Origin of the sequence: Thalassospira sp. SN3W, assembly GCF_038070535.1 — a bacterium.
Lineage (GTDB): Bacteria > Pseudomonadota > Alphaproteobacteria > Rhodospirillales > Thalassospiraceae > Thalassospira > Thalassospira xiamenensis.
Window position 1 is genome coordinate 1,607,753 of record NZ_CP121124.1, and the last position, 12,625, is coordinate 1,620,377.

Annotated in this window: 12 protein-coding genes; 2 read left to right on the forward strand and 10 right to left on the reverse strand. The window is 54.3% G+C overall.

The annotated features are described in order from the left end of the window. Nucleotides 1-5: 5 nt before the first annotated feature. Nucleotides 6-1,274, reverse strand: a complete 1,269-nt coding sequence (locus tag P8T57_RS07110) for a urate hydroxylase PuuD (RefSeq protein ID WP_341365011.1) — start codon at nt 1,272-1,274, stop codon at nt 6-8. Nucleotides 1,275-1,463: 189 nt separating this feature from the next. Here P8T57_RS07110 and P8T57_RS07115 point away from each other — a divergent pair, with 189 nt between their 5' ends. Continuing rightward, the gene (locus P8T57_RS07115) at nt 1,464-2,378 is read left to right on the forward strand and encodes a LysR family transcriptional regulator (RefSeq protein ID WP_341365012.1); all 915 of its coding nucleotides are present in this window, start codon (nt 1,464-1,466) and stop codon (nt 2,376-2,378) included. Nucleotides 2,379-2,442: 64 nt separating this feature from the next. Here the strand turns inward: P8T57_RS07115 and P8T57_RS07120 are convergent, their stop codons facing one another. The 3 genes from P8T57_RS07120 to P8T57_RS07130 all read right to left on the reverse strand — a co-directional run bounded on the left by P8T57_RS07120 (nt 2,443) and on the right by P8T57_RS07130 (nt 5,291). Further along, a complete protein-coding gene (locus tag P8T57_RS07120; RefSeq protein ID WP_007088852.1) occupies nt 2,443-3,480 on the reverse strand; it encodes a histone deacetylase family protein in 1,038 nt (345 codons plus the stop codon). A gap of 75 nt (nt 3,481-3,555) precedes the next feature. Further along, nucleotides 3,556-4,731, reverse strand: coding sequence for a methyl-accepting chemotaxis protein (locus tag P8T57_RS07125; protein WP_007088851.1), 1,176 nt, complete (start codon nt 4,729-4,731; stop codon nt 3,556-3,558). Between the two features lie 26 nt (nt 4,732-4,757). Continuing rightward, entirely contained in the window at nt 4,758-5,291 is a 534-nt protein-coding gene (locus P8T57_RS07130) for a PAS domain-containing protein (RefSeq protein WP_007088850.1), read from the reverse strand. Nucleotides 5,292-5,557: 266 nt separating this feature from the next. Here P8T57_RS07130 and P8T57_RS07135 point away from each other — a divergent pair, with 266 nt between their 5' ends. Beyond that, nucleotides 5,558-5,941 carry a hypothetical protein gene (locus tag P8T57_RS07135; protein ID WP_007088849.1) on the forward strand — a complete coding sequence of 128 codons (384 nt, stop codon included), beginning with the start codon at nt 5,558-5,560 and terminating at the stop codon, nt 5,939-5,941. A 71-nt stretch (nt 5,942-6,012) separates the two neighbouring features. Here P8T57_RS07135 and P8T57_RS07140 read toward each other — a convergent pair whose 3' ends face one another. From P8T57_RS07140 to xdhC, 6 genes are all read right to left on the reverse strand, one after another. After that, complete coding sequence (locus P8T57_RS07140) at nt 6,013-7,080, reverse strand: BMP family ABC transporter substrate-binding protein (RefSeq protein WP_007088848.1); 1,068 nt, start codon at nt 7,078-7,080, stop codon at nt 6,013-6,015. 232 nt (nt 7,081-7,312) lie between these two features. Next, entirely contained in the window at nt 7,313-8,233 is a 921-nt protein-coding gene (locus tag P8T57_RS07145) for an ABC transporter permease (RefSeq protein WP_341365013.1), read from the reverse strand. After that, nucleotides 8,233-9,312 carry an ABC transporter permease gene (locus P8T57_RS07150; protein WP_007088846.1) on the reverse strand — a complete coding sequence of 360 codons (1,080 nt, stop codon included), beginning with the start codon at nt 9,310-9,312 and terminating at the stop codon, nt 8,233-8,235. Before P8T57_RS07150 ends, P8T57_RS07145 begins: the two co-directional genes overlap by 1 nt. Beyond that, nucleotides 9,299-10,882: an ABC transporter ATP-binding protein gene (locus P8T57_RS07155; RefSeq protein WP_040060194.1), complete on the reverse strand. Its 1,584-nt coding sequence runs from the start codon at nt 10,880-10,882 to the stop codon at nt 9,299-9,301. The genes P8T57_RS07150 and P8T57_RS07155 overlap by 14 nt, the downstream gene beginning before the upstream one ends. Before the next feature lie 122 nt (nt 10,883-11,004). Further along, a complete protein-coding gene (locus P8T57_RS07160) occupies nt 11,005-11,481 on the reverse strand; it encodes a nucleoside deaminase (protein ID WP_007088844.1) in 477 nt (158 codons plus the stop codon). A gap of 108 nt (nt 11,482-11,589) precedes the next feature. Continuing rightward, nucleotides 11,590-12,624, reverse strand: a complete 1,035-nt coding sequence (xdhC, locus tag P8T57_RS07165; protein WP_007088843.1) for a xanthine dehydrogenase accessory protein XdhC — start codon at nt 12,622-12,624, stop codon at nt 11,590-11,592. Nucleotide 12,625: the final 1 nt, after the last annotated feature.

Sequence of the window (12,625 nt, forward strand, 5' to 3'; positions counted from 1 at the left end):
ACCGGCTATTCCGGCATCCCGGCACGGATCCACTGCCCCAGTTGCCCCCGTTCCTCGTCCGTCATTTCGGTCATATTGCCAAGCGGCATGGCACGCCCGATGACGGCCTGCGCTAGAACGCGCTGCGCATTGGCTTTGACCTGTGCGATGTCGTCAAACATCACCCCCATCGGGGCTTCGTCAAAACCTTCATCGGTCGGGCTGGCAGAATGACAGGCCGTGCAGCGGGTCTGAACAATCGCCAGCGCATGATCGGCAGTGATGATTTCCTGATCGGCCAGCTTGGCGGCATCGGGATCATAGGACGCAAACATCGCTAGGATCGCCATGCCCACCGCAGCCGATGGCAGTTGCCATGCAATCGCCTTGCCGCTGCCCCCGGCATTACGCGTGTTAAAGAAATGACGCACCAACCCACCAATGATCAGGATCAGACCGACAATCAGCCACGACTGATCATGGGAAAACAGCATCGAATAATGGTTGCTGATCATCATCAACAAAACCGGCAGGGTCAGATAGTTGTTATGCGTGGACCGTTGCTTGGCCTGCAATCCCAGGGCCGGATCGGGTTTCTCGCCCGCCATCAGGCTGGCGACGACCTTTTTCTGGTTAGGGATAATGATGCGAAACACGTTGGCAGCCATGATCGTGCCCAGCATCGCACCAACATGGATGAACGCCCCACGACCACTAAACACATGGGTAAAGCCATAGGCCGCAACCATCGCCAGAATGAACACGCCAATCGCGAGTTTTCCGGTGCTTTGGCCAATCGGACTTTTGCACATCAGATCGTAAATCACCCAACCGGCAAACAGGCTGGCAAGCCCGATCAGGATGGCATCCCATTTGCCAAGCGGCATGACATTCGGATCGATCAGATAGCTCTCCGCACTCCAGTAATACATTGTCACCAGAAGCGCAAAACCGGTCAGCCAGGTGAAATAGGCCTCATACTTGAACCAGTGCAGTTCGGGCGGCATGGATTTCGGCGCAACCATCCATTTATTCACATGGTAAAACCCGCCGCCATGGACCATCCAGGCTTCGCCATAAACGCCTTCATCCATGCCCGGACGCTTACGCAGGCTCAGATCCAGCCAGACGAAGTAAAAGGATGAACCGATCCACGCGATACCGGTAATCAAATGCGCCCAGCGCAGGATCAGATTGATCCAGTCCTGAAACAGAATATCCACCCGTTGAAACCTCCGTCTTGCCGGGCGTCGCTCATACCGCCCCGCTGCCCCCTTGCCGGTGATGCGCATCATGCGACCGCACTGATCCGGAATTATTCCAATCAGAGTCCTAACATAGCGTATCCGGGTGCTCTATTATTAAGGGCAGGTGCATAATCGAAATGACTTTCAAGTTATTTTTTAAAATGGCACAGTAGCCGTCAGGATTTGGAAACACACAAATTCAGAAAATAAAAAAGCTGTATCAGGAGCCCGTAACCCATGTCCGACTTTGAGGACATCCAGATTTTTGTCCGCGTAGCCGAACTTGGAAACCTGTCTGCCGCCGGGCGCGAGCTGCGCCATTCGGCGGCGGTCGTTTCAAACCGGATTGCGCGCCTTGAAGAACGGCTGGGTGTTCGGCTTTTGAACCGCACAACGCGCCGGGTCAATCTGACGACCGAGGGCGATGTTTATTACCGGCACTGCCTGCGCATTCTGGCCGAAATGCAGGAAGCCGAAAATGCCGTCGCCAATCAGAAAAACACCACGCGCGGTCCGGTCACGCTGACGTGCCCGATTGCGTTTGGCAACAAATATGTCGCCCCTATCATCCCGAAATTTGTTGAAAAAAACCCGGACGTTCAGATCAGGCTACACCTTTCCGACCGGTTGCTGGACCTGCTGCAGGACAAGGTCGATCTCGCCATTCGCATTGCCGAGTTAAAGGAAAGCTCTTTGATCGTGCGCAAGCTTGCAGCCAATAAACGTATGCTGGTGGCAAACCCGGCCTATCTGAAACGACATGGCATTCCCAAGGCGCCGGGCGATTTGTTGCATCACAACTGCCTGTTGTTGCGTTTTCCCGGATCACGGCAATATCAATGGACCCTTCATGGTGCCGAGACGGAAGGCCCGGTAACCCTGTCGGTTTCCGGATCCATGGATTCAGACAATGGTGAAGTGCTGACCCGCTGGTGCCTTGATGGGCATGGCATCGCGCTTAAATCCCACTGGGAAGTCGGCGACCATATCCGCAACGGCCAGCTTCAGGTGGTTCTGCCCGATTATACGCCTCCAGCCCATGCGGTTTACGCGCTTTATCCCGAAAACCGTTACCTGCCAACACGTGTGCGGGCATTTGTCGATTTTCTGGTAAGCGAGTTTGGCGGGACACCGCCATGGGATAAGAGCTGATACAAATCCGTATATCCACAAAACGCTCCGATAGATGCAAGGCGTTTTGAGGCTTTTGTTTGTATTACTTTTTGATTTCGGACAGATACCCACCCAGCACAGCCGCGACATTGAAACCGATGACGTCATGGGCATAACCACCTTCCATGACAAAGACGGTTTTCAATCCCAATCGCCCGATCATCTGGCCAATCCGTTTAAAATCATCGGTTTGCAGTTTGAAATCGCACAGCGTTTCGGCCTCATGAGCATCAACGCCGAGCGCGATTACCAAAGCTTGCGGCTGCCAGGTGATAATTTTTTGAATAGCCTTTGCAAAACCTTGTGACCACGGCCCGAAATCCGATCCGCCGGGAAGCACGATATTCAGGTTCGCCCCCTGCCCGTCCAGACGACCGGTTTCGTTTTCATAACCCATAAAGAACGGGAATTGATGCTTGGGATCTGCGTGGATCGACACGGTCAGAACATCACCACGGTCATAGAAAATATCCTGCGTTCCGTTACCGTGATGGTAATCGATATCAAGGATCGCGACCTTTTTCGCACCTTTGGTAATCATCTGCTGGGCGGCAATGGCAGAGTTATTAAGGAAGCAATATCCGCCATAACGATTGGCATGTGCATGATGCCCCGGCGGGCGGGTCAGGGCAAAGGATGCCTCTCCATCGTTCCAAACGGCTTCGGCCGCCGACACCACGGTTTGTGCGCCCCAATAGGCCGCCTTCCATGTCCCCTTGGTGATCGGGGTATCCGATGAAATGGCATATTGCCCAAGACGCGCGCTGATATGAGCGGGATAACCACCGGAAAAACCGGCTGTCGGCCAGACATAGGGAAAAGCATCATGATCATTGCCTGCGGCATTCCAGTCCGCCCAAGCGTTTTCAAGAAAGGACAGATAATCCGCATCATGAATGGCGGCAATCGGTGCCATGCCATGATCGGTCGGGTCAACCAGCTGCGCCTGTACGGAATGGGCCACCGCATCGCGGATGATTGCCATCCGGCGGGAATTTTCAAAGCATGGAATCAAACGCCCATGGTGCATTTCACCATTCCCGTCATGGGCATCGTGGCGGGAATTAAAAAACACACGCATGACTGACTTCCTTTCCGGCAAAGACGATAAGGGGCATCTATCCCCTTATCGTAGCAGAAAGTTCTTAACAGGTAGCTATTTGCGCGCGGTGCTGTACAGCAGTTCGGCGATGGTATCGAGGAACCCGCCCAGCTGCTTGCGCAGATTTTCAGACTCCCGCGCCAGTTTGCCCGCCATATCGCGGGTGGTATCGGCGGCCTCGCCAGTCTGACCGGCCATTTCGGAAACCACGGTGATATTGTCGGTCACTTCCTGTGCGCCGCTGGATGCCTGTTCGACATTGCGGGTGATGTTTGATGACAATGCCGTCTGGGTTTCAACATTATTCGAAATCAGATCCGAACGGATGGCCAGATCATCAATGACAGATGCAATCTCGCGGATCGAATTGACCGATGCCTCGATTGCATTCTGGATGTCCTGTACTTTTTCCTCAATCGATTCCGTTGCCTTGCTGGTCTGGTTGGCAAGGCCCTTGACCTCGTTTGCGACCACGGCAAAGCCCTTGCCCGCCTCGCCTGCACGGGCCGCCTCGATGGTCGCATTCAGAGCCAGAAGGTTGGTCTGTGCCGCGATATCGCGGATAAAGCTGACAACTTCGACAATCTCGCCTGCTGCTGCTTCGAGCTGGCCGATACGCCCATCCGTTTCCTGTGCCAGGCCATTCGCACGATTGGCGATTTCTACCGATTCACGAGCCTGATCGGCAACAGTGCGGATCGACTGATTGAGTTCTTCGGATGCCTCGGACACACCAGCAACATTGGCCGCCGTTTGACGGGCCGCGGCGGCAACGTTTGTCGAACGCGAACTGGTTTCATGTGCAATACGATTGGCGTCACCCGATGCGCTTGAAAGCGCACCCGCGGCCTCGGCAATCTGATCAACGGCTTCGAATGAACCGCTTTTGAATTCTTCAACGATGGTATTGAAACCGGTCAGTTTTTGTTCAATCGACGCGGTCGCCGCATTGATTTTCTGTGCCGACGTCAGATAGGCCCCGACAAGCCCGGTTTCGACAATCCGACGATAATACCGGTTTTCAGAAACAGCCCCCATCGAAGCCGCACTTTCGCGCAAGAAAGCGTCATTTCGGTCAATCAACCTGTTGATCGCGATGAAAAGTTCGCGCATGTCGGGATGACTGTCGACGCTGGTTATGCGCGCTTCGTAATCCCCTTCGGCCGCGGCCAGAACAACGTCCAGTGCCTTTTTGATCCCCGATTTGCTAGAACCACCAAATAGCGACATTTTGAAACCTCGAATTAGCAAACAGCCTAAAGGCTTTGAATGAATTTGTCGTATGCCAGACCGGCATCTGAAAGCTTTTGCGCCAGAGCTTTTTCCGCGGCGATCATGCCGTCCTTACGATTGGCGGTGCTTTCTTCGATCTGGCGGAGTTCCGCATAAAGCGGGATGATCGTGTCTTTAAGAACCTTTGGATCAGCCACCCGACGGTTCGAGTGGTAGCCGATGATTTTGCCATTCGCGTCAAGACTGGGCGTGATATGGGCGTACACCCAGTAATGATCGCCATTCTTTGACATGTTGACGACATAAGCGAAGATCTCGTGACCGGCGGCGATTTCATCCCACAGCAATTTGAAAACACAGCGCGGCATATCGGGATGACGAATAAGCGAATGAGGCTGCCCGAGAACTTCCTTTTCATGGTAGTCAGATAGACGCAGGAAAACCTCGTTAGCATATGTAATCCGGCCTTTAAGGTCAGTTTTGCTGACGATCAGTTCTTCCGGCTCGAAATGACGTTCCTTGCCCGTTGGCTTGGCCCTGACTGGCGTTTGGCTCACGTTTCTTTCCCCGATTTTCTGTCCGATTACCTGCTATTTTAGATCACAGCAGTTTGAATGCCCGGATACCATGTAACGATATATCCGCGAATGATAAATGTAAAATATCCATGTGATACATAGACTAAGCGTGATGATAAAAATTAGATAAATATAATTGGCGCCCACAATCCCAACATACAATAGTAGGATCGACCAACGATCATGTCTTGTCAGGCGGTCATCCTTTTGATCTTCTGATAAGGGGGTGTTTGCAGGGAAGCAACATGACAAAAGATCTTCGGGACTTTCCATTTCGCGTGGTGATCCATGAAAAGCGCTCTGCCCAGGGCGTGCTTGACTGGCTGGACAAGAATATCCGCAGCGACAGATGGACCATGGGCATTCGCAATATCGAACTGCCGCGCGCGACCCAATCCGCCCCCATCGTCGATCTGGTGATCTATTTTTCCCGGCGGGAGGATATGGAGCTTTTTCGCGAACGCTGGGCGGGTAAAACGCGCGAGCACAAGGTCAAACTGAAATTCTGGCGCGCTGCACTTTATGCCTTGCTACACCCGAAGATGGAAATGATCGCCTACGAAAAAGTCGATGACAGCCCAAAACGCATCCGTCCGGGGGATCCGGAAACAAGCATCAAGAACCCCTGAAACGAAACAACCCCGCACATCAGATGCGGGGTTGTTCAGTACGTCGCCGTTACAGGACGTGCAAATCGTGATTATTTCGGCAGTTCGGCATCAATGCCTTTGATGTACCAGTCCATGCCCAGAAGCATTTCGTCGGTTGCATCTTCGCCTTCCTTGATGCGCAATTCGCCAGCCTGATCATAGATCGGGCCTGCGAACGGATGAATTTCACCTGATGCGATCTTGGCTTCGGTTTCTTCGGCCAGTGCTTTTACGTCGTCCGGCATGTTGGTGTAAGGTGCCATGTCCACCATACCGGAATCAATACCGCCCCATGTGTCGATTGATTCCCAAGTACCATCCATGACAGCCTTGGCGCGTGCGACATAATATTCATCCCAATGGTCAACAATCGCGGTCAACTGTGCCTTCGGGGCGAATTTGATCATGTCGGATGCCTGACCAAAACCAACGATACCGCGGTTCTCGGCAACCTGAAGCGGAGCCGGGCTATCGGTGTGCTGGACCATGATGTCAGCACCCTGATCAATCAGGGCCTTGGCTGCGTCGCCTTCTTTGCCCGGATCGTACCAGGTGTTTGCCCAGACGATTTTGACTTTCACATCCGGGTTAACCGACCATGCACCCAGCATGAAGGCGTTGATGCCACGAACAACTTCCGGGATCGGGAACGAACCGACATAGCCGACAATGTTCGACTTGGTCATTTTACCTGCGATCACACCAGCAACGTAACGGCCTTCATAGAAACGCGCGGCATAGGTCGAAACGTTTGCATCACGTTTGTAACCGGTTGCATGTTCGAATTTCACATTCGGGAACTGCTTGGCGACCTTGACAGTCGGGTTCATGAAACCGAACGAGGTGGTGAAAATCAGGTTATGGCCGGTCTGGGCCAGCTGACGAATCACACGTTCAGCATCGGCACCTTCCGGAACGCTTTCGACGTAACTGGTGGTGGCATTGTCACCAAGGGCCGCTTCGATCGCCTGACGACCGATGTCGTGACGATAGGACCAGCCATGGTCACCAATCGGTCCGACATAAACAAAGCCGGCTTTGACGTCTTCGGCCTGGGCTGCACCCATGCCGAGTGCAAGTGCACCGGTTGCCACAACGGCGGCAAGCGTGCGCTTCACGAGGTTTGCATTCATTATCTGGTCTCCCTGTTAATCAGCTAATCAGGATTTAAACCCAATTGTTTACGCAATCAATGACGTGTTCTTGTCCAGACCAAGACTCAGCCAAACCGGCCTGATGATATCCAGAGATAATATTCAGAACGGCTTGATTGAGTTTTGGTCCGATACGCACTTCCTCCCACCGGGTCGGGGAATCTTTTTGGCGTTCCCCGATCCCGTTGCACCAGCCCTATTGTGCGGGCCGGAACGCCTGCCCGATACAGGCAGGTGCATTCAATCTGATCTTGGCGCGATCACTGGAAATGATCACCAGAACAATCACGGTCGCAAGGTAAGGCAACATCGACATGAATTGTGACGGGACATGAACACCCGCACTTTGCGCATGAAGCTGCAATACCGAAATAAGCCCGAACATATAGGCCCCGGCCAACAATCGCCCCGGACGCCACGTTGCAAACACCACAAGTGCCAATGCGATCCAGCCACGACCCGCGGTCATGTTTTCGGCCCACATCGGCGTATATGAAAGTGACAGATACGCCCCGGCAAGCCCCGCCATTGCCCCACCAAACATGGTCGCCATATAGCGGATTTTGATCACCGAATAACCAATGGCATGCGCGGAATGATGCGAATCACCAACCGCCTTGAGGATCAATCCGCCACGGGTCCGTGACAGGAAAAATCCGACCGCAATCACCATCACAATCGACAGATAAACCAGAAAATCCTGACCAAACAGAATTTCACCAACCAGCGGAATATCGGTCAGAATCGGGATATGAAGCCCCGGAAGCGGTTCAATCGCAAAACCGACAAAGCCGGAGCCAACAAGCGCTGAAAAACCGACCCCGAATATGGTTAGAGCCAAACCCGTTGCCACCTGATTGGCCATAAGGGTCAATGTCAGGAAGGCGAAGATCAACGACATCAGCATTCCGGCAACGATTGCCGCTAGGATACCCAGAATGGCCGATCCGCTTGACGCGGTAACCGCAAAGCCGGAAATTGCCCCGACCAGCATCATGCCTTCGACGCCAAGGTTCAGCACACCGGATTTTTCGGTGATCAGTTCGCCGGTCGACGCCAGCAAAAGCGGGGTCGATGCCGTAATCACAGTCAGCATCAGTGGAATGAGCCAATCCATTATGCGGCCTCCCCTTTGGCAGCAGGGGTTCCGAAACGAACCCGATACTTGGTCAAAACATCACATGCCAGCAGGAAGAACAGCAAAATCCCCTGGAACAGGCCGGTTACTGCATTTGGCAGCCCCAACGTAATCTGGGCCAATTCCCCCCCTAGGTAGGTCAGCGCCATGATCAGCCCACCAAACAGAATACCCAGCGGATGCAACCGCCCAAGGAAGGCAACGATAATCGCGGTAAAGCCATAACCGGGCGATATGGCGGGTTGCAACTGACCGATAGGTCCGGCAACCTCAAACAGACCGGCAAGACCGGAAAGACCGCCGCCCAGCAACAGGGTAAACCAGACCATGCGTTTCTGCCGGAACCCAACATGACGCGCGGCCTGCGGGGCCTTGCCCACCACGCGCAACTGGAACCCGATCACGGATTTCGACAGCAAAATCCACCCGGCAATCACCACCAGTACCGCAAAGGCCGTTCCAAGGTGGACCCGCGTACCGTCATAAATGATCGGCAACAGGCCTGCATCCGGGAACGGGCGGGATTCAGGGAAGTTGAATCCTTCGGGGTTGCGCCACGGCCCATGCACAAGGAAGCTCAGGAACAGTGTTGCGACATAGGTCAGCATCAGGCTGGTCAGGATTTCGTTGGCATTGAATCTGGTGCGCAAAAGCGCCGGTATCGCCCCCCAGAAGGCCCCGCCAATCGCCCCAAGAACAAACATTGCGGGCAAAAGGAACATGCTTTCACTGTCATGAAAATACAGCGCAAGACCACCGCCGAATATGGCGCCCATGGTCAATTGACCCTCGGCACCGATGTTCCAGACATTGGCGCGGAACCCCATCGACAGCCCGATGGCAATGATCACAAGCGGAGTTGCCTTAACAAACAGTTCCGAAAGTCCGTAGCTGTCGTTGATCGGCAGGATGAAGAAAGTATAGAGCGCATCGAACGGGTTCTTGCCCATAAAGGAAAAGATGATCCCGCCGACAAACAGCGTCATGAGAATTGCCAGAACCGGCGACAGATAAACCATCGCCTGACTATGCTGGCGACGGGGTTCAAGCCTGATCAACGTGATCTCCTTCGATAAGCTCTTTCGTCTTCAGGGTTACGTCGCCGTCCAGATCGTGAAGTCCCCCCATCAACAAACCGATTTCCTCGACACTGACGTCGGCCATCGGCCGCGGGGCGGACATCTTGCCTTCGGCCATCACCACCACCTGATCACAGATGGCGAAAATCTCGTCCAGATCCTGCGAAATCACCAGAACCGCCGTGCCCTTCGCCGCCAGATCAAGCAATGCCTGATGGATGGCACTTGCCGCACCGGCATCCACACCCCAGGTCGGTTGGGAAATCACCAGTACGCCCGGATCCTGAAGGATCTCACGCCCGACGATGAATTTCTGGAGGTTGCCACCCGAAAGGCTTCCGGCCTCGGCCGAGGCACCGGTGGTGCGTACATCAAATGTCTTGATGATCTTGTCGGCAAAGGTACGGGTCGGCACTTCGCGGATCAGACCACGTGCAGACAACGCCATACGACGAAACGCTGTTAAAAAACCGTTTTCCGACAGGCTCATATCGGGAACGGCACCATGCCCGTTACGTTCTTCGGGCACAAACGCAGCACCAAGCCGACGGCGGCGGCGCGGACCCAAATGCGCAACCGGATTACCATCAATTTTGATGCAGTCGGGCGTGCCGATGATTTCGGTTTCGCCAGCCAGTGCCTGAAACAGCTCGTTCTGACCATTTCCGGCGACACCGGCAACGCCCATGATTTCGCCGCCGCGCACCTTAAGGCCAATCCCCTTAAGGTCGGTGCCGAATTGTTCGTCGCTGATCAGTGAGAGATCGGAAATATCAAGACGCACATCCCCGAATTTGCGTGTCCCGCTGCGATCGGGTGCGGTCAGTTTCTGGCCGATCATCATTTCGGCCATGGATTTCGCCGTTTCCGCGCGCGGATCACACCCGCCAACGACCTTGCCGCCGCGCAAGACGGTCGCCTTCTGACACAGTGCTTTGACTTCGTGCAGCTTGTGGCTGATATACAGGATCGCGCAACCTTCATCTGCAAGACGGCGCAATGTTTCAAACAGCTTTTCGACTTCCTGCGGGGTCAAAACCGATGTCGGCTCGTCCAGAATAAGCAGTTTTGGATTTTGCAGAAGGCATCTGACGATTTCGATCCGCTGACGTTCACCAACCGAAAGTGTATAGACATGCCGATCTGGATCAAGCGGCAGACCATAGGTCTTTTCGACCTCGATCACCTGCTGACGCAGGGCGGCCATATCGCGCACGTCGTTCATCGCCAATGCGATGTTTTCCAGAACCGTCATGGTTTCAAACAGCGAAAAATGCTGGAATACCAGCCCAATGCCCATTTCGCGTGCGTCATGCGGGCTATGGATCGTGACCGGCTTTCCTTCCCACAGCAATGCGCCATGATCGGCCTGCAACACGCCATAGATAATTTTCACAAGCGTACTTTTACCCGCGCCATTTTCCCCCAGAAGGGCATGGATTTCGCCAGGTTCGATACGGAAACTGATATCGTCATTTGCCAGACAGCCCGGAAAGGCCTTGGTCACACCGCGCACTTCAAGCTGTGCCGGTTTCACCGCGCCTGTCATCACCAAGCCTTTATCTGAGCCGGTATTCCCGGTCCTCGACGTCACTGCTGCCACCCCTATTTTGCGATCCGATCACGCGCACCGTTGGTATTACCCGTTCACGGTTTGCTAATCAAACGGTCTCAATACGCGATTTTATCTTCTTTGGCATCCCAGGCCGCAAAGACATCACGCGCTTCCCCTAAATCCAGATGTTCGCACGGCAGGCTCCGATCCGGGATCGGTTTTGCCACTTCATCATACAGGAATTGATCGTCAAAGCCGATTGCCGCGGCATCTTCGCGGGAATTGGCATAATAGATTCGGTCAAGACGGGCCCAATAGATCGCGGCAAGGCACATCGGGCAGGGTTCGCAACTGGTGTAAATCTCGCATCCGGCAAGATTGAAGGTACCAAGCTTTTCGCAGGCCGCGCGTATGGCACTGACTTCGGCATGGGCGGTCGGATCGTTGCTGGATGTGACATTGTTCCATCCTTCGGCAACGACTTCACCGTTCCTGACAATGATTGCCCCGAACGGACCGCCACAGCCTTCTTCCATTTTTGCCCGCGATAAATTCACGGCATGGAGCATGTGTTCATGCTTGGCATCACACACAGCCAAATCTCCCTATATGAACTCCTGATCCGGTGAACGGATCCTCCTGATCAGGCCACTATTGGCGCGGCCCTTTATCATTTATATGCCTTGCAAAGAAGGCCTTTATCATCCGGCAAGGCCGTCTTGTGCGACCCTGTTCACCAGATTTTGCGCCATTCGTGCTTCACGCACGGACAGCAATTGCACAGCGACCGATGCCGCGATGATTGCCGGTTGTTTGCCCACAATGCCTTGAATTCCAATCGGGCATGTCAAACGACCGATTTCCGCATCTCCCAACCCGCGATCTTTTAATCGCCGGACAAAACGCGCGCGTTTGGTTTGGCTTCCGATCATGCCGACAAAACCAAGATCATCCCGCATCAAAGCCGCCCGGCAGATGTCAAAATCCTGCGCGTGACTGTGCGTCAGGATCAGAGCAAAGGCACCAGGCGGCATGTCGCCCACTTCGTTCTGTGGCCTATCGCTTTGATGCAGATGCAGTTTTGCTGTTTCTGGCAGGGTCAGGTATTCATCACGCGAATCGATCAGATGAAGATCGAACGGCAAGGGCGCCAGTGCCTGAACAATCGCCTGCCCGACATGCCCGGCACCAAACAGCCAAAGCGGTGTTGCCCCGTCGTCAAGCCGCAGGCAAAGTTTCCGTTCCTCGCCCGCCCCCGACAAACCGCCGCACACGCCTGTAAAAAGACGATCCAGTGCTTCGGCATCCGCAGCGCTGGCAGTTTCAAGATGTCGACTTTCGCCCATCGGCAACAATACCCAGTCACCATGACCAATACCGGCGCGGTTTTGTGTGCTGCTTATTGCGGTGGCCAGCTGATGCTTTTGCATCGGGTTCAGCCGGTGAAATGCAATATCGACAGCGCCCCCACAACATTGCCCAAGCCCCGGCCCCAAGGGGAACGGGACCAGTTCCGTGATGATATCGCCCTGCGAGGCAAGAGTTTGACGGGCACGCAATGTGACCTGATGTTCGAGATTGCCGCCGCCAATCGTTCCGGCAATGGCATTTTCGCTGACCAGCATAAACGCCCCTGCCTCCCGCGGGGTAGACCCGCGAATGGCCGCCACACTGATTAGCATCACCGGATCAGGGGACTGCAAAACAGCAATATGGGCGTCATGGGACAGGCGCATG

Excerpts from the sequence above, each read along its gene's own strand:
- P8T57_RS07110 (WP_341365011.1), bottom strand. The coding sequence starts at position 1,274 with ATGATGCGCATCACCGGCAAGGGGGCAGCGGGGCGGTATGAGCGACGC.
- P8T57_RS07115 (WP_341365012.1), top strand. The coding sequence starts at position 1,464 with ATGTCCGACTTTGAGGACATCCAGATTTTTGTCCGCGTAGCCGAACTT.
- P8T57_RS07120 (WP_007088852.1), bottom strand. The coding sequence starts at position 3,480 with ATGCGTGTGTTTTTTAATTCCCGCCACGATGCCCATGACGGGAATGGT.
- P8T57_RS07125 (WP_007088851.1), bottom strand. The coding sequence starts at position 4,731 with ATGTCGCTATTTGGTGGTTCTAGCAAATCGGGGATCAAAAAGGCACTG.
- P8T57_RS07135 (WP_007088849.1), top strand. The coding sequence starts at position 5,558 with ATGACAAAAGATCTTCGGGACTTTCCATTTCGCGTGGTGATCCATGAA.
- P8T57_RS07145 (WP_341365013.1), bottom strand. The coding sequence starts at position 8,233 with ATGGATTGGCTCATTCCACTGATGCTGACTGTGATTACGGCATCGACC.
- P8T57_RS07155 (WP_040060194.1), bottom strand. The coding sequence starts at position 10,882 with ATGACAGGCGCGGTGAAACCGGCACAGCTTGAAGTGCGCGGTGTGACC.
- xdhC (WP_007088843.1), bottom strand. The coding sequence starts at position 12,624 with ATGCGCCTGTCCCATGACGCCCATATTGCTGTTTTGCAGTCCCCTGAT.